This window comes from Streptomyces sp. NPDC096323 (assembly GCF_040302845.1).
GTDB lineage: Bacteria > Actinomycetota > Actinomycetes > Streptomycetales > Streptomycetaceae > Streptomyces.
The window spans coordinates 759952-776800 of the sequence record NZ_JBEOSI010000001.1; the positions used below are offsets into that span (position 1 = coordinate 759952).

Consider the following 16849-nt stretch of genomic DNA (forward strand, 5'->3'; position numbering starts at 1 on the left):
GCCCGGGCGCACGCACGAGGTGCGCGCGCCCCCTCAGGGCGCCCTGAAGTACGTCGGGAACCGCGGCCCGATCCACGGCTTGCGGCCCCAGGCGACGACGCGGCCCCGCGCCATGGCGCCCACCGGTGAGGTGCGGCCGAGGGACATCAGGAGGAACGTGACCGGCTCCAGGGAGATCGTGCAGTCCGGGCGGTCCGGCACTTCGTGGCCCACGGCCGGAGTCCCGTCGGTGAACGTCACGCCGAGGCGGCCGCCGCCCCACAGCCGTACCGCGTAGCGGGCGTTCAGCCCGGCCGTGGCGGTGGCGTCGGTCACCCGGGGCATGGCCTGGACCAGGAACGGGAGGGTCAGACGGGCCCGCGGGGGGTCGACCATGTGCGGGCGCTTCAGTGCGCGGGCCAGGTCGTAGCCGTGGCCCAGCATGTGCGTCAAGAGGTAGGAGCCGAGGACGGCGCGGTTCATCGGACCCATCGGCGTCGTCAGTATCTCGTCCGCAGGGTGTCCGGCGGCCACCGCGTCCAGGCAGGCGGCCGCCTGGGTCACGATCATCGCGGCCAGGGGCTTGGCCGCGCGTTCGGGGAAAGCCGCGAGCGCCTCCTCGTTGGCGGGCGCGATGCGTTGGGGCGTGCCGTCGCCGTACGGGCGCGGGAGCCCGGCCGCGAGGTCGGCCATCAGGGCGTTGACCTGCGCCAGGTGGGCGGCCACCTCCCCCACCGTCCACGTGAGTCCGGGGACGGGAGCTCCGGTGTCGGGGGCGGTGCACAGCAGCTCCGCGATCTCCTCGGCCGTCGTACGTATCGCATCGGCCAGTCCTTCGGGCAGGCGCTCGGGCAGCGTGCCCGGGGCCTCGTGTTCCTGATCTGCCGCTGAGCCCATCGCGCTGCCGCTCCTGTGAACGCCGTTCCTGTCGCCCGAGCCTGTCGCCCGCGCCTGTTACCTGCGGGTACACCACAGCAGTTCGGGCGCCCCCGGGCAAGAGGCCGACACTCACCATTCGAACCCCTCTACGATCGAGCGCGTGTGCGCAAACGTGATCATCGCCGAGGACGACGAGAAACAGGCGGAGCTCCTCCGCCGCTACCTCGAACGGGAAGGGCACGCCGTGACCGTGGTCGGCGACGGCCTCGCCGCGCTCGACGCGGTCCGGCACCGGGAGCCCGACCTGCTGGTCCTCGATGTGATGATGCCCCGGGCCGACGGACTGGACGTCGTACGCGTGCTGCGCGCCGAGTGCCGGGAGTTGCCGGTGCTGATGCTGACGGCCCGCACCACGGAGGACGATCTGCTGCTCGGGCTCGACCTCGGTGCGGACGACTACGTCACCAAGCCGTACAGCCCGCGTGAACTGATGGCGCGGGTCCGCACGCTCCTGCGTCGCAGCCGGCGGGCGGCGAGCGGCCCCGAGACTGCCGGACCGGCCGAAGCGGGCGTGCTGACGGTCGGAACACTGGTGGTCGATCCCACCCGGCACGTGGTGTCGGCCGACGGCGAGGCGGTGGAGTGCACTCCCGGTGAGTTCAGGATTCTCGCCGCGCTGGCGGCCGAGCCCGACCGGGTCTTCTCCCGGCAGCAACTCCTCGCGGAACTGCACGGTTTCGACCGGTACATCGGCGACCGCACGGTCGATGTGCACATCATGAACCTGCGCAAGAAGATCGAGCCCGCACCGCGCCGGCCCGCCCGGCTGCTCACCGTCTTCGGTGTCGGCTACAAACTGACCGATCCTGCGAAGGCTGCGGCACGTGCGTCGTCGTAGCAAGGGGCCTCAGGGGCGTACGGGCGCTGCCGCGCCCGGGTCCGCGTCGTCGCGCAGGCGGCTGCCGTTGCGCAAGAGCCTGTTCGCGCGGCTGTTGGCCGTATCGGCGCTGGTGGCGGCGTGTTCCGTCGCCGCGACGGCCTGGCTCGCCGTCCAGACGACGTCCGGAGCGATCCTGCAGGAGCAGGGGCAGAACCTCACCGCCGATGCCCGGATCTATCACGGCCTGCTCGGCTACGCGGCGGCTCATCCCACCTGGGACGGGGTCGACGAGACCGTGCGCGATCTGGCCCGGCAGTCGGGCCGGCGGATCACGCTGACCACCGAGCAGCGCACGCCGCTCGCCGACTCGGCCGCCGCGGAGAAGGCCGCCGCGCTGCCGGACCAGGCCTCGGCGGTCGTGGACCCGCTGTCGGTGGACACCGCGCTGGCCGCCGAGAACGCGGGCCCGTCCGGCACTCCGGCGGACCGGGTCGACCCGCGTGCGGTCGGGCCGTTCCGGCTGCCCGCCGCGGAACGTACGGCGTTGCGGCAGATCGCGGACCGTGGCGTGGCCTGCCTCGACGAGTCCGGCATCGCCTCGGACGTCGTCCGCACCGAGAGCGGGCGCCCGGTGATCCAGGTGGTGGGCAACGACCCCGAGCGGCTCGCGGGCACCGGCTGCACCACCGACGCCCTCGACAAGCCGACGGCCACGGAGAAGAAGGCCCTGAAGGCGCTCAACCAGCTGGCCGACGCCTGTCTCAAGCGCCAGGACCGCGCCGGCGTCCATCTGAAGCTGGACCTGTCCTGGGGGCAGACTCGGGAACCCGTGCCCACGGCGATGCCCACGGAAGCACCCAGCGAAGCGCGCCGCGTGGCCCCCGGAATCGCACCGGAGCCCGCGCCGAGCGCCCCGCCCAGCGCCGTGCCGACCACCGTGCCCGGCAGCAGCCCCTCGCCTGCGTTCGGCACCGGCGAGGACGACCGGGCCATCGCCTCCTGCGTGGGCACGGCACGCCGTGAGCAGCTCAGCTCGTACGTCGCCTCGCCCGCCCTGCTGTTCATCAGCGACACCGGCGGCACCACTGTCCCCGGTTTCGACCTCTCCCCGGCGAACACCGCCAGGATCGCCGGCGCGGCCGCTCTCGTCCTCGCCCTCACCGTCGGTGCGTCGGTGCTCGTCGGCGCCCGGCTCGTCCGCCCCCTGCGCGCCCTGACGGGTGCCGCCCAGCGGATGCGGGACGGGGAGGACACCGCCCCCGTGCTGGTCACCGCGGACAACGAGATCGGGCGGCTCGCCACCACGTTCAACGACATGTCCGCCCACCGCGCCCGGCTGGAGGCCCAGCGCAAGGCCATGGTCAGCGATGTCGCCCATGAGCTGCGCACCCCGCTCAGCAACATCCGCGGCTGGCTGGAGGCCGCGCAGGACGGAGTGGCCGACCCGGACCCGTCCTTCATCGCCTCCCTGCACGAGGAGGCCGTGCAGTTGCAGCACATCATCGACGACCTCCAGGACCTGGCCCAGGCCGACGCGGGCGCCCTGCGGCTGCGCCTCGAGCCGGTACGGATCGAGGAGCTGCTGGGTCAGGTCGCGGCCGCGCACCTGGCCCGCGCGGAGACGGCCGGGGTGGGGCTGACGGTGCGGGTGTCCTCGGCGGAACGTCCCGCTCCCGGGCTGACGGCCGATCCGGTCCGGCTCCGCCAGGCCGTCGGCAACCTCGTGTCGAACGCGGTCCGCCACACCCCGTCCGGCGGGACGGTCACCCTCCACGCGTACGGCTCCGAGTCGGGGGACGCGGTCCTGGTGGACGTCGCGGACACGGGCACCGGCATCCCGGCCGAGGACCTCGTCCACGTCTTCGACCGCTTCTGGCGCGGTGAGAAGTCCCGCAGCCGTCGCACCGGGGGCAGCGGGCTCGGTCTGGCGATCGTACGGAAACTGGCGGAGGCGCACGGCGGATCGGCGACGGCGGTGAGCGTGCCGGACGAGGGCTCGGTCTTCACCCTGCGCCTGCCGGCCGACGGCGCGGGCGCGGCCGTGGCCCCCTCAGCCGGTCCCGGGCAGCCCTGATGCGATGACCACAGCGTTCTGACAGCTTCTTCATAACTTCGCGCCAGCCTGTCGGCATGCCTCGCGCCGCGGTGCGCCCCCGCACCGCGGCGCCGTCGAGGCCGACTTGGAACGGAGCCATGTTCATGTCCCTGCGTACGTCCCTGCGTACCGCCGTCCTCACCGCTGTCGCGGTCGGCGCGGTCTGCGTGCCCGCCACCGCGGCGTTCGCCGACTCCTCGCCCACCCCCACGGCCGTGCCCTCGGCCGCCCCCGCCTCGCCGGGAACCGAGCCCAGCCGGGCCCCCGCCACGGCCATCCCGTCCGAGGTGCCGCGCGGCGGTGTGGCCGCGGGTGACAGTCCCACGCCCGTCCCGACCGAGGCGGCCGGCGACCCGTCCGCCGTACCGTCAAAAGCCCCGCGCGGCGGGGTCGCGGCGGGCGAGGAGCCGGGCGGTTCGTCGGGCGACAACACCGCCACCGTCATGGGTTCCGCCGTGGCCGCCCTGCTGGTCGCCGGTGCCGGAACCGTCGTTCTGCGCCGCCGCCGCAACGGCTGACCCATGCCCCACCGGTAGCCGAACTGCCCGCAGTGGCGCCGTCCTTCACCGGGGCGGCGCCACTGCCGTCGCCAACGCCCGATCGTTTCTCAGGAGCCCGTACCCATGTCCCGTACGACCACGTCCCTCTGGCGCGTCCGCACCGCGCTGCCGGTGTACGCCTGCCTCGCGCTGACCGCGTTCCCCGCGCTGACGGGCTGCTCCGGCGCATCGCCGTCGAAGTCCCCGGCCGCCGTGGCGCAGACCCCCACCGCCGCGGCCGGCACCGCCGGCACCGAGGCCACGGACACCCGCCCGGCGAAGGACCCCGCCCAGCCGCCGGTGCACGTCTCCATCCCGTCCCTAGGGGTGGACAGCGACATCATGCGCCTCGGGCTCAACACCGACGGCACGGTCGAAGTGCCGCCCGCGGAGAAGGGCATGACGGTCGGCTGGTACACCGGCGGCCCGGTTCCCGGCGAGCAGGGGCCCGCCGTACTGATCGGCCACAACGACACCCGTCTCGGCCGCGCCGTCTTCCACGACCTCAAGAAGATCACCAAGGGCGCGGAGATCACCGTCCGGGACGAGAAGGGCACCACGGTCCGCTTCGAGGTCACCGGCCGCGAGACGGCGAGCAAGAACGCGTTCCCGACCGCCCGCGTCTACGGCCCCACCAAGGACCGGGCCCTGCGACTGATCACCTGTGACGGCGCGTTCGACGCCCAGGGACATCCGGTCGACAACCTCATCGTGTACGCGTTGCGGAAGTGACGGGCCTCGGGACGTCCGGCACCTGATGGACGGCGGCGGGAGGTGGTCCCGGAACCCGCCGTCTACCCGCGGGTAACTCCTCGTGCTTTTATGGGGCCAGAACCACACCACCCCTCAACTGCGACAGCAGAAACAGGAGTCCAGGTGCCCCACTCCGCGCTTCGCCGCGTCTCCGGCGTGACCCTGTCCACCGCGCTCGCCGCCGTCACCCTGACCGTCGGCGCCCCGCACGCCTCGGCCGCCGCCGGCACACCGTCCCTGCGGGTGCTCACGTACAACACGTTCCTGATGAGCACGAACCTCTACCCGAACTGGGGTCAGGCCCACCGGGCGGCGGAGATACCGAAGACCGCGTTCTTCCGCGGCAACGACGTCGTCGTGCTCCAGGAGGCTTTCGACAACGCCTCGTCGGACGCGCTGACGGCGGGCGCCTCGGTTCCGTACCCGTACCACACCCCGGTGGTCGGCCGGAGCAGGAGCGGCTGGGACGCAACCAGCGGGTCCTACTCCGCCGCGACGCCGGAGGACGGCGGCGTCACCGTCCTCAGCAAGTGGCCGATCGTCCGGCAGGAGCAGCACATCTACAAGGATGCCTGCGGCAGCGACTGGTGGTCCAACAAGGGCTTCGCCTATGTCGAACTGAACGTGAACGGCGCGCGCGTGCACATCGTCGGCACCCACACCCAGTCGACGGATCCGGGATGCGGCGCGGGTGAGGCCGCGGAGATCCGGGGCCGGCAGTTCCGGCAGATCGACGCGTTCCTCGACGCCAAGAACATCCCGGCGTCCGAGCAGGTCATCGTCGCCGGTGACCTCAACGTCGACTCCCGCTCCCCCGAGTATGCCTCCCTGCTCGCGAACGCCGGGCTGACCGGGGCGGACACCCGCACCGGTCACCCGTACTCCTTCGACACGCAGGACAACTCGATCGCCGCCGACCGCTACCCCGACGACCCGCGCGAGGACCTCGACCACGTGCTGCACCGTACTGGCCACGCGAAGCCGGCGGGCTGGACGAACGAGGTCGTCAAGGAGGGAAGCGCACCCTGGACCGTCTCCAGCTGGGGTACGGACTACACCTACACGAACCTCTCGGACCACTACCCGGTCGTCGCGGCCGCGCGGTAGCCGGACAGCGGATCCGGCCCTGCACCCGGGCCCCGCGCTCCCCCGGCTCGCCGCCCGCTGCACGCCGGGCGACCATGGGGTGAGCAATCCGTCGGGGGCCTGGCACCGGGAGGCATCCGTGACGCACGCCCACTCCACCGACGTACTGATCGCAGGTGCCGGCCCGGTCGGGCTGAGCGCGGCAGCAGAGCTTCGCCGTCGCGGGGTGTCGTGCCGCATCGTCGACCGGCTGCCGGCCCGGCTTCCGTATGCCAAGGCCGTCGGCATCCAGCCGCGCACCATGGAGATCTGGGACCGGATGGGTCTGGTGCGGACCGTGCTGGAGGCCGCCGTTCCGATGCGGGGCCAGCTGATCCATGTCAACGGGAGCGAGGTGGCACAGATCGAGCTCGCGCTGCCGCGGGAGGTGCCGTACGGCTTCGCCGCGCTGCCGCAGTACGAGACCGAGCGCATCCTCGAGGAGTACGTGGCGGGCTTGGACACCCGTGTCGAGCGCGGGACCCGGCTGCTGTCGTTCACCCAGGATGCGGACGGGGTCACGGCCCTGCTCAGCAGCGATGCCGGTGACGACGAGGAGGTCCGCTGCCGGTTCCTGATCGGCTGCGACGGGGCGCACAGCACCGTACGCAAGGGGCTGGGGCTCTCGTTCGAGGGCGGGGCATTCGCCGAGGAGTACATGCTGGCCGATGTCGTGGCCGACTGGGACCTGCCCCACGGTTACGGCGTGCGCGCGAGCCACATCGGCGACGGCGGCTCCACCGACGACCTACTGGTCTGCATCCCGCTTCCCGGGGCGGGGCGGTACCGGATGTCGATGCTGGTGCCACCCGGACTCTCCGCCAAGACGGACGGCGGAGCCGAGGTGGCGCACGGGCTGGAAGGGGGACGCGTTCCGGAACTCGCCGACATCCAGGCCGTTGTCGATCGCCTCGCCCCCAGGTCAGCGACGCTGTCCGGCATGCGCTGGGCCTCCGTCTTCCGCATCAGCCACCGCATCGTCGACCGGTACGGCGAGGGCCGGGTCTTCGTCGCGGGCGATGCCGCCCACATCCATCCGCCCACCGGGGCTCAGGGCATGAACACCGGTATCCAGGACGCCTGCAATCTGGCCTGGAAGATCGCCCTGGTCGTGCACGGGGAGGCCGGATCGGCGCTCCTCAGCAGCTATGACGCCGAGCGCCGCCCGGTCGGTGAGGAGGTCGTCGGCCGGACCGTGCGGCACGCCACGCGGGGTATCGAGAACGACGCCGACGACATGGAGACGCTGATGCTCCGCGAGGCCCAGTTGCTGGTCGGATACCGGGACGGGCCGCTCGCCACGGCCCCGTACGGGCCGCACGACGCGCCCCAGCCCGGCGACCGCGCCCCGGACTGCGCGGGCCTGACCACACCGGTGGCCACCTATCCGCTGCGGCTGCTCGACGTCCTGCGGGGACTCACGGGGCATGTGTTGCTGCTGTACGGGGAGAAGAGCGCCGACGCCGGCGTGGTCGACGCGGGCGGCCTGCACACGATCACTGTCGTCGGCCGGGACGCGCCGCCGGACACTCCTGCGTACCGCGATGCCGCGGGTGAGTTCGCGCGGCTCTACCGCCCCGACGGCCCGACCGGCTTCATCGTGCGCCCGGACGGCCATCTCGGCGCACGATTCCCACTGGCCGGCACGTCGGAGGCCGTGTCGGGCTACTCCGCGGCCCTGTCCGGTCCCGTGCGGTGATCGGCCGGCGTACGTGCGGGATCTGCCCGCCGTACCCCTTCTGTTAGCCGTGCCTGGCTACTCTCCACTCGCCCGGTCCGGCACAGGAGAGGTACGTACGTCCATGAGCATGGCCCCCCGCTCCTCGCCCCGGCCGTCCGCGGCTGCCCTGACGCCGGCTTCACGGGGCCGGGACCGGGCGGGGAGTCCGTCCAGGAACCCGGTGGAGCAGCACGCCCTCCTCGCGATGCAGTCCAGCGCCGGCAACCGGGCCGCGACCGCGGCGGTGCAGCGCGCCAGGGGCACCGCGAAAGGGAAGGAACCGGAGCACGCCGTCGCGCCGGAGAACCGCAGCGGGCCGGAGCACGGCAATGCCGCAGAGAACAGCAACGCGGCGGAGAGCGGCGACGCGGCCCCTGCGGCCCCCGCGGCCCCCGCAGCCAAGAGTTACCGCGACCGGATCGCCGCCGTCCTCGACCGGCTCAAGAAGAATCTCGAGTTCATCGACACCTTCGTCAAGGGTGTCCACGTGCCCGCCAACGCGGGCTTCTCCCAGCAGGCATCCGCCACAGCCAACGAGGGCCTGAAACACTCCGCCGCGGCGTCGGGGACCTCCGCCGCCGCGGAGAACCTCGTCACGGAGACCGCCGGTGCCCTGCTCAGTGGCATGGAGGCCGCCAAGGCCAAGAAGGACGCCAACAAGCACGAGAAGGGCGCCGCTTTCCATGGAGCGGACAAGAAGGCCAATACGAAAACCGCCGACGCGGTCGTCGGAGCCGTCGGCGCGGGAAACTACGCGCTCGGTATCGCCAAGGAGCTGACAAAGGCCCAGAAGGCGGCCCACGCCGCGTCGATGTCCGAGGCGAGCGGCATCGGTTCCAGTGTCGTCGGTGCGGCGAAGGGGGTCCGCGCGGCGGGCCGCGTCGGGCTGACTGCCCGGAAATACCGTGCCCTGAAGGCACTCGAAACGCCCGAGCGCACCAACGAGGACGCGCTGTCCCGGCTGAACCAGGCGCGGCAGGAGACCGAAGCGGCCGTGGACGTGGCGTACGCCTCGCTGGACGCAGGGTGGGACCACGAGGGCGAGGACCGGCTGGCGCGCCTCTCCGAGGGCATCGACACGGCCTGGAAAGCGATGGGCAGGGCCCGTAACGCGGCCGAGGACCTGCGTCGCGCCGAAGACGGGAACACACTGAACACCGTGCACACGTACGCGCTCGGCAAGCAGCGCAACAAGATGGGCAAGCAGGCCTTCACCGCCGTGGGCGAGTCCACCAAGGCCGCGGGCGGCATCGTGACGGCGGTGGCCGCCACCGCGGGCGGTGCGGGGCTGGCGAGCAACCCGGTCGGCTGGGGCCTCGCCGCGGGTGCGGCCGGCCTCATCCTCGGCGTCACCGCCTACCGGGCCGGCCGCGCGGGCATGAAGCGCTACGAGGGAGCCCGCCACCCCGGACGCTGGGGGGACGGTGAGTCCCAGAAGGAGCCCGCCTCCCGCGAGGAGGCGCTGAAGGAGGCCCTGAAGTTCTGGAAGAAGGTGGAGAACGGCGAACGCCAGGCCATGGCGCGCAAGATCTACGGCTTGGCGGCGGGCGCGAACGTCGAGGGCAGCGTCGACACCGATCCCAAAATGCGGGACTCGGCCCGAGCCCTTCTCGTCGCGCTGAAGGCGGGCCCCGCCCAGCAGCGGCTGACCGCGGAGGAGTGGGCGGACTCCCTCGACGATCCGGCGAAGAGCGCCGCCTGGATCAAGGAGATCGCGGAGCAGCTGTCCTCGGCCTGACCGGGAGGCGGCGCGTGTCGGCAGAGGGTTGAGCGGCCTCCTGCCGGCGCAGGGGAGGTCTTGGCCCGCAAGACCGTCCGAGCCGGTCACTATCAGTTGTTCGCCGACGTCCCGCCGTTGAAATCGGTAGGGTCACCGCCAGATGCGTCGGCGCAGGGGACGGGCCCGGCGCGCGGCGAAGACGGGGTGGTTGTGATGGGTGACACGACAGCCGACGGGAGCGGTCGAGGTCTCTTCGACGACTTCGGGGCCTACCGGACCGCGACGACGGCGGACTTCACCGCGGTACTGACGGACGGCTTGGTCGCCCCGGATGCGAACGTGTTGCTGAACCTCTATCGGTATACGGAGCAGGCTCGAACCGATCTTCTCGGTGCACTCGGCGCTCTCGGAGACCGCCTCTGGGTGCCGCACCAGGTCGTCGACGAGTTCTGGCGGAACAGGGAAGGCGTCATCAGTGATGCGCGATCGACAAGCAGGACCGCCGCCCAGGAAATGAGCGACCACTCCGGGACGGCGGTGCAGACCCTTCGCACCTGGGCCAACCGAGTGGCCCTGAGCGACGAGGACTTGGCAGATCTCCGCGATCGGCTGACGACTGTCTTCGACATGGTGCAGAAGCAGATCACGGAGGTCGGTGACGGCGAATGGCAGAGCATCACCCACGACACGAGCGCCGATCCGGTGATCGCCGGACTGGAACATGCGCTGGCCGGCCGGGTCGGACCACCCTTCGGCCCCGAGGAGCGCACCGAACTCACCGAAGTGGGCAGGGAGCGCATCACGAAGCGCATACCGCCCGGCTACATGGATGCCAAGAAGGACGGCGACGGAGCGGTCGGTGACTTCTTCCTGTGGGAACAACTCCTTCGCGCGGCAGCCGAACGCGGGAGTGACGTCCTTTTCGTGACCGCAGATGCCAAGGAAGACTGGTGGCGGAAGGAGCATGGTCACAACCGAGGTCCTCGCCCGGAGCTCACCGCGGAACTGCGAAGGCGAGGCGGGGGCCGCCTGTTCCTGCTGTCGCCGAAGCAGTTCCTCGAGGTAGCCGCCCCCATCCTGCAAGTCAGTGTGCAGGCCGGCTCCGTCGAAGACATCGAGCGAGTGGAACGCATTGAGGCCGAGCCCTCCCTCGGCGGTTGGACCGCCGGTGCGATCGAGGCGCTCTTCAATGGCCTCTCGTACGAGGGTTACGGCAATCGCGTCGACGTCATCCGCTATGCGGCCGAGATGGACGGCCGCATCGAGGCGCTCTCGGTGTACGAGATCTGTGAGTACGACGACGACCGCAGCCTGAGGGGCTTCACCAAACCCATCAGGCGGATCAGCAGAAATCTGGTGGAACAGGGAGCCATCCCGGGCTCCGCGGTGCCGGTACTCACCGCGGAGTACGAGAATGGCCCGGGCCGTGCCTCCGGCTTCATGGTGCACCCTCTCCTCGTTCCATTGATCAACGACTTGGCGGACGACGACGGGCAGTAGCTCCACAGGCCGACGATCGCTTGGGATCGCGTCTACAGGTCTGCCAGCGATGTCCGGATCCTGCGCGGAGCGGGCCCTGCAGGTGCAGGCCCCTGGCACCGCGCCGATCACACGGCTTGGAGCCCCAGGAACGACGAATGACCGGTGAGTCATAGGACTCACCGGTCATTCGTCGACGCTCGGGATGATCTTGCGAACGTTCTCGCTGGTGTCCGAGGGGGGACTTGAACCCCCACGCCCGATAAAGGGCACTAGCACCTCAAGCTAGCGCGTCTGCCATTCCGCCACCCGGACCAGGTGGTCGGCCCCGGTTTCCCGCGGCGACAAAGAAAACAATACCAGGGGTTTGGGGTGCCCCTCACCTGCATATCCGGCGGTCTTCGCCCTGGTCAGTGCGGTGAGCGGGGCGCGGACAGGGCCCTCGTCGCCGCTCGCCCACCCTGCGTGGACGGGCGCGCACACACCGTGCGGCCGGAGGGTCGGTGACGGGGTCCGCCGGTGCGCGGGCGGGCCGGGTTACGTTCGCGGGCATGAGTGATCGCGGTTACCGGCCACCCCGCGTGCTGACGCCCCTGCGTGAGCATCTGCGCGAGACCTTCTGGTTCGCCCCGACCCTGACGCTGGTCTGTGCCGTCGTGCTCTGGCTCCTCGCCTCGGCACTCGACGAGCAGATCGTGGCCTATCTCCAGGACCAGCACGCGTACGACGAGATCAGGGACCTCGTCTCGATCGCCGAGGACACGAAGACGATCGTCGTCACGGTGAGCACGGCGATGATGACCTTCATCGGTGTGGTGTTCAGCATCTCGCTGGTGGCCGTGCAGATGGCGAGCGGGCAGCTCACGCCCCGGGTGGTGCGGATCTTCGTACGGAGCCGGATCAGCAAGCTCACCCTGTCGGTGTTCCTGGCGACGTTCGTGTTCTCGCTGCTGGTCCTGACCTCGTACGAGAGCACGGTCGATCCGCGCAAAGTGGTGACCGTTCCCTTTCTGCAGAGCGTGCTGACCGCCGTTCTCGTGGGGCTCAGCCTGCTGCTCTTCATCGCGTACGTGAGCTCCACGCTGCGGCTGATGCAGGTCGGCCCCGTCGTCGACCGGATCACCCGGGACTCGTTCCATGTCCTGCGGCGGATGCCTGCCAGCGGGCCGCGGGAGGGCGTGCTTCCCGCCGAGACCGGGCAGGTCCCGTACGAGGGGCGGGCCGGGGTGCTGCGGGACGTGAATGTGGCGCGGCTGGTCCGGACCGCCCGGCGGAACGGGGTGGTGCTGCGGCTGATCCCCCGGCTCGGGGACTTCGTCGTGCCGGGTACGCCGGTGCTGGCCGTGCACGGCGGGGTCGCACCGCCCCCGCGCACGCTGCGGTACACGGTGTCCGTGGGGGTCGAGCGCACGCTCCACCAGGACCTGGCGTTCGGGCTGCGGCAGCTGTCGGACATCGCGCTGCGCGCTCTGTCGTCTGCGGTCAACGACCCGACCACCGCCGTCCAGTGCCTGGACCGGATCGTGCAGTTCCTCGCGGCCGTGGCGAAGCTCCCCCTCGGCGTCGTCCACCACCGGGACCGCAAGGGGGTGGTGCGCCTCGTCCAGGACGTGCCGGAGTGGGCGGATCTCGTGGACCTCGGATTCGAGGAGATCCGGCGGTGCGCGACGGACAGCCCCCAGGTCACCCGGCGCCTGCTGGCCGGGATCGACGACCTGGTGCGGCTGGCCGGGCCGGAGCGGCAGGGGCCGCTGGTGCGGCACCGCGCCCTGTTGGTGCAGGCGGTGGAGCGCGCGGTGCCGGATGCCGCCGAGCGCGAGTTCGCGCTGCTGCCGGACCGGCAGGGGATCGGATGAGACGGCGCCGGCCTTCCCCGTACCCGCGCGGGGAAGGCCGGCGCGAGGACCTACTTGCGCAGCGCCGCCATGCCCTCGTAGCCGATCCGCGCGTGGTTCAGGGACTGCGCGGGGTCGGCCGAGCTCGGTGCGTTGTCCTGCTCGACCATCGGGTTGCGGTACTGCGCCTGTCCGACGCGGCTGAAGAACGTCCGGTAGTCGATGACCCCGGTGCCGAAGGGGACCATGTCGTAGCCCTGGCCGCTGGTGGCGTTGGCGACGCCGTCCTTGGCGTGGAACAGCGGGTAGCGCTTGTTGTTGCCGCGGACCAGGGCCGCCGGGTCGAAGACGTTCTCACGCTGCGAGCCGTCGAGGGCGGTGTAGGTGTGGAACTTGTACTGGGCGACGTGCGCCCAGAAGATGTCCATCTCCAGCCATACGGCCTTCGGGTCGGTGACCTCCAGGAAGTACTCGAGCTTGCGGATGCCGGAGCTGCGGGTGGGCCGTCCCTGGTCGTCCAGCGGTCCGCCGTCGAGCAGGAAGCCGTATGCCGCGTCGTGGTTGTGCGTGTACAGCTTGATGCCGGCGCGACGGGCGATCTGCCCGAGTGCGTTCCACTTGTCGGCGGCCACGTCCCAGTCGGCCCGGTAGGCGCTGCCGGTGGGGTCGCCACCGGTGCCCATGTGGTCCATGCCGAGGATGTTCGCGATTTCGAGGTGCCGCTTGAACTCGTCGAGGTCGCTCTGGTTCAGCGGCCAGGACGACGGGATGAAGCCGTGGTTGCCCTGGGCGCGCAGACCGTAGTCGTCCAGCCAGGAGCGCAGCAGCTTGGCGCCTTCCACCGTCTGGAGGTTGCTGCCGCCGGGTGCGTTGGCGTGCTGGCCGTATCCGGCGAACTCGACCTGCTTGTAGCCGAAGCGGGCCAGTTGCTTGAAGACCTCGCGGAACCCCGAGGGGAGGTCGGTGCTCAGCGGGTCCCGGCCCGTGGCGTCGCGCACGGTGTACAGGATGATGCCCCGCTTGTCCGCCGGGACGAGCGCCTGGCCGTGGCCGTGGCCCGGGCGGGCGGCGGGCTGGGCGAAGGCCGGTGACGCGCCGAAGGCGGGCGCGGCGATCGCCGTGGCCGCGGCGGCGGTGCAGGTGCTGAGGAAGCTCCGGCGGTTGATGCCGAGGCTGCGGCGCAGGCCGCTGTCCGTTCCGGGTGCGTCGTTGTACACGGTCACGGTGTGTCTCCTTCTCGAGGATGCTCGCCACGTGGTGCGGGGACGGGTCTCATGCAAGGCCGGCCAGTGTGAGGAGCAGGGACTTCACTTCGGTGGCCCGGACGGGTCCGGTGAACGCGTGGGGGGTGGAGCAGAGGATGAGCGGACCTTCTTCGTCGCTCGGGGGGAGGCGGCCGTGGCTGCCCCGTATGGGTGAGGGATCGAGCGGTACGACCGCCATGCGGTAGCGCATGCCGAGCTTCTTGCGGGCGACGGCCGTGACGGCCTTGACCCGTACGTACGGGTCCTCGGGGTCCATGAAGAGCTCGACGGGGTCGTAGCCGGGTTTGCGGTGGATCTCGACGAGCTGCGCGAAGTCGGGCGCGCGGTCGTCGTCGAGCCAGTAGTAGTACGTGAACCAGGCGTCCGGGTCGGCGACGGCGACCAGTTCGCCTGAGCGGGGGTGGTCCAGGCCGTGGGCCTTCTTGCCCTCGTCGTCGAGGAGTTGCTCGATGCCGGGGAGGCCGGCCAGGGCCTCGCGGGCCGCTTCGAGGTCTTCGGGACGGCGTACGTAGATGTGCGCGATCTGGTGGTCGGCGACGGCGAAGGCCCTCGACGTCATCGGGTCCAGGTACTCCATGCCGTCCTGGGTGTGGACCTCCAGGAGTCCGGCGCGGCGCAGCGCCCGGTTGATGTCGACGGGCCGGTCGACCCGGGTGATGCCGTACTCGGACAGGGCGACGACGGTGCGTCCCTCGCGGCGGGCGTCGTCCAGGAGCGGGGCGACGGCCCGGTCGAGGTCGGCGGCGGCTTTGAAGGCGCGCGGGTCGTCGGGGCCGTAGCGCTGGAGGTCATAGTCGAGGTGCGGGAGGTAGCACAGCGCGAGGTCGGGGTGGCGGGTGTCGAGGATGTGACGGGTCGCGTCGATGATCCACTGGGAGGAGACGAGGTCGGCGCCGGGTCCCCAGAAGTGGAAGAGGGGGAAGGTGCCGAGCTTCTGGGTGAGTTCGTCGTGGAGGGCCGGCGGCCGGGTGTAGCAGTCCGGCTCCTTGCGGCCGTCGGCGTAGTAGACGGGGCGCGGGGTGACGGTGAAGTCGGTGTCGGCGCCCATGGCGTACCACCAGCAGATGTTGGCGACGGTGTAGCCGGGGTGGGCCCGGCGGGCGGCGTCCCAGAGCTTGTCGCCGGCGACGAGTCCGTTGTGCTGGCGCCACAGGAGGACGTCGCCCAGTTCGCGGAAGTACCAGCCGTTGGCGACGATGCCGTGCTCGGCGGGGGTGGTGCCGGTGAGGAAGGTGGACTGGGCGGCGCAGGTGACGGCGGGGAGCACGGTGCCGAGGGAGGCATGGGTGCCGGACTGTCCCAGCGCCTTGAGATGGGGCATGTGGTCGAGGAGGCGCGGGGTGAGCCCGACGACGTCGAGGACGAGGAGGGGGGCGGGCGCGCCGGCGGCCTTGGCGGTGGTCATGGCAGTTCCTTGAGGCCGAGGTCGGTCAGGAGGTCGCGGGCGAGGGTGAGTTCGGCGGCGATGCCGTCGGCGAGCTGGGCGCGGGTGCGGGGGCGCAGCGCGGCGGGGAGCGCCTGCCAGGTGTACGTCTCGACCTCCAGGTGCCGGGTGAGCGGCCGCGGACCGCCGACGAGCCGGCGGAGTGTGGCGCGGAGTACGGGGAGGGTGGAGGTGAGCGGGGGTGCGGGCGGTGCGTGCAGGGGGACGTGGAAGTGGGCGCGCCAGGGAGCGCTGTCCGGAAGGGCGTCGCCGGTGACGGCCTCGTCGAGGTCGTCGGTGCCACGTCGTCCGGAGGCGGTGGCGGTGCGGGTCTGGTGGAGGAAGCGGGGTTCGGCGAAGGCGGCGAGGGCGGTGCGCACCTCGGGCAGGTGCGGTTGTTCGGCGTGCAGGGCGGCGGAGAGCTGGGCCTTGACGGTGGGGATGCCGGCCGCGGTGAGTGCGTCGAGGGCGGTGTCCGGGTCCTCGAAGGACGTGGCGAGGTGGCAGGTGTCGAGGCAGACGCCGATACGCGGGTGTCCGACGGCGGTGAGCGGGGCGATGGCGTCGGCGGTGGTCTCGACGGTGCATCCGGGTTCGGGTTCGAGGCCGATCCGGATGGATTTGCCGGTGAGTTCGGCAGTTACGTCGAGGCGTTCGCCGAGGGTGGTGAGGGCGGCGAGCGCGGCGCGGGCCGCTTCGGGGTCGCCCGTGTACGGGGTACGCCAGGCGAGGGGGAGGGTGGAGATGGTGCCCTCGGTGACGTCGTCGGGCAGGAGCGTGGCGAGCAGCCGGGCGAGGTCGGTGGTGTGGGCGAGCCGTTCGGGGTCCGTCCAGTCGGGCTTGTAGACCCGGTACTTGACCTCCTCGGCGCCGAATCCCTCGTAGGGGAAGCCGTTGAGGGTGACGACTTCGAGGCCGCGGCTGTCCAGTTCGGCGCGCAGGGAGCGCAGTTGCGCGGGGTCGTCGGTCAGGGTGCGGGCGGCGTCCCGGGCGAGCCAGAGGCCGATGCCGAGGCGGTCGCGGCCGAGCCGTTTGCGTACGGGTTCGCAGTGGTCGCGCAGTTGGGCGCGGACGCCTTCGAGTGTTTCGGCGGGGTGGACGTTGGTGCAGTACGCGAGGTGGACGACTGTGTTGTCGGGGTGGCGGAAGCGCATGGC

13 protein-coding genes and 1 tRNA gene are annotated in these 16849 nt (G+C 71.4%); 9 read left to right on the plus strand and 5 right to left on the minus strand.

Annotation, left to right across the window (positions count from 1 at the left end; genetic code table 11):
• Nucleotides 1-33 precede the first annotated feature (33 nt).
• Complete coding sequence (locus ABTX18_RS03340; RefSeq protein ID WP_352121022.1) at nt 34-876, minus strand: maleylpyruvate isomerase family mycothiol-dependent enzyme; 843 nt, start codon at nt 874-876, stop codon at nt 34-36.
• Between the two features lie 142 nt (nt 877-1018).
• Between ABTX18_RS03340 and ABTX18_RS03345 the strand changes: the two genes are divergently transcribed.
• The 8 genes from ABTX18_RS03345 to ABTX18_RS03380 all read left to right on the plus strand — a co-directional run bounded on the left by ABTX18_RS03345 (nt 1019) and on the right by ABTX18_RS03380 (nt 11190).
• The gene (locus ABTX18_RS03345; RefSeq protein WP_352121023.1) at nt 1019-1756 is read left to right on the plus strand and encodes a response regulator transcription factor; all 738 of its coding nucleotides are present in this window, start codon (nt 1019-1021) and stop codon (nt 1754-1756) included.
• Complete coding sequence (locus tag ABTX18_RS03350; RefSeq protein ID WP_503061083.1) at nt 1743-3812, plus strand: sensor histidine kinase; 2070 nt, start codon at nt 1743-1745, stop codon at nt 3810-3812. The genes ABTX18_RS03345 and ABTX18_RS03350 overlap by 14 nt, the downstream gene beginning before the upstream one ends.
• 125 nt (nt 3813-3937) lie before the next feature.
• A complete protein-coding gene (locus tag ABTX18_RS03355; RefSeq protein WP_352121024.1) occupies nt 3938-4351 on the plus strand; it encodes a sortase-dependent protein in 414 nt (137 codons plus the stop codon).
• Nucleotides 4352-4456: 105 nt separating this feature from the next.
• The gene (locus ABTX18_RS03360; RefSeq protein WP_352121025.1) at nt 4457-5104 is read left to right on the plus strand and encodes a class F sortase; all 648 of its coding nucleotides are present in this window, start codon (nt 4457-4459) and stop codon (nt 5102-5104) included.
• A gap of 144 nt (nt 5105-5248) precedes the next feature.
• Entirely contained in the window at nt 5249-6232 is a 984-nt protein-coding gene (sph, locus tag ABTX18_RS03365) for a sphingomyelin phosphodiesterase (RefSeq protein WP_352121026.1), read from the plus strand.
• A 118-nt stretch (nt 6233-6350) separates the two neighbouring features.
• Nucleotides 6351-7949, plus strand: a complete 1599-nt coding sequence (locus ABTX18_RS03370; RefSeq protein WP_352121027.1) for an FAD-dependent monooxygenase — start codon at nt 6351-6353, stop codon at nt 7947-7949.
• 202 nt (nt 7950-8151) lie between these two features.
• Nucleotides 8152-9708, plus strand: a complete 1557-nt coding sequence (locus ABTX18_RS03375) for a hypothetical protein (RefSeq protein ID WP_352121028.1) — start codon at nt 8152-8154, stop codon at nt 9706-9708.
• A gap of 60 nt (nt 9709-9768) precedes the next feature.
• On the plus strand, nt 9769-11190 hold the full coding sequence (locus ABTX18_RS03380) for a PIN domain-containing protein (RefSeq protein WP_352121029.1): 1422 nt from the start codon (nt 9769-9771) through the stop codon (nt 11188-11190).
• 206 nt (nt 11191-11396) lie between these two features.
• Here the strand turns inward: ABTX18_RS03380 and ABTX18_RS03385 are convergent.
• A tRNA-Leu gene (locus tag ABTX18_RS03385) sits at nt 11397-11484 on the minus strand.
• Between the two features lie 236 nt (nt 11485-11720).
• Between ABTX18_RS03385 and ABTX18_RS03390 the strand changes: the two genes are divergently transcribed.
• Complete coding sequence (locus ABTX18_RS03390; protein WP_352121030.1) at nt 11721-13025, plus strand: DUF2254 domain-containing protein; 1305 nt, start codon at nt 11721-11723, stop codon at nt 13023-13025.
• A gap of 50 nt (nt 13026-13075) precedes the next feature.
• On the opposite strand, the gene ABTX18_RS03395 is transcribed toward ABTX18_RS03390, so the two are convergent.
• Genes ABTX18_RS03395 through eboE form a run of 3 tightly spaced genes read right to left on the minus strand, consistent with a single transcriptional unit; the run spans nt 13076 to nt 16846 of the window.
• Nucleotides 13076-14227 carry a sugar phosphate isomerase/epimerase family protein gene (locus ABTX18_RS03395; RefSeq protein ID WP_352121031.1) on the minus strand — a complete coding sequence of 384 codons (1152 nt, stop codon included), beginning with the start codon at nt 14225-14227 and terminating at the stop codon, nt 13076-13078.
• 49 nt (nt 14228-14276) lie between these two features.
• On the minus strand, nt 14277-15674 hold the full coding sequence (locus tag ABTX18_RS03400) for an alkaline phosphatase family protein (RefSeq protein WP_352121032.1): 1398 nt from the start codon (nt 15672-15674) through the stop codon (nt 14277-14279).
• Nucleotides 15671-16846, minus strand: a complete 1176-nt coding sequence (eboE, locus tag ABTX18_RS03405; protein WP_352121033.1) for a metabolite traffic protein EboE — start codon at nt 16844-16846, stop codon at nt 15671-15673. The genes ABTX18_RS03400 and eboE overlap by 4 nt, the downstream gene beginning before the upstream one ends.
• Nucleotides 16847-16849 lie beyond the last annotated feature (3 nt).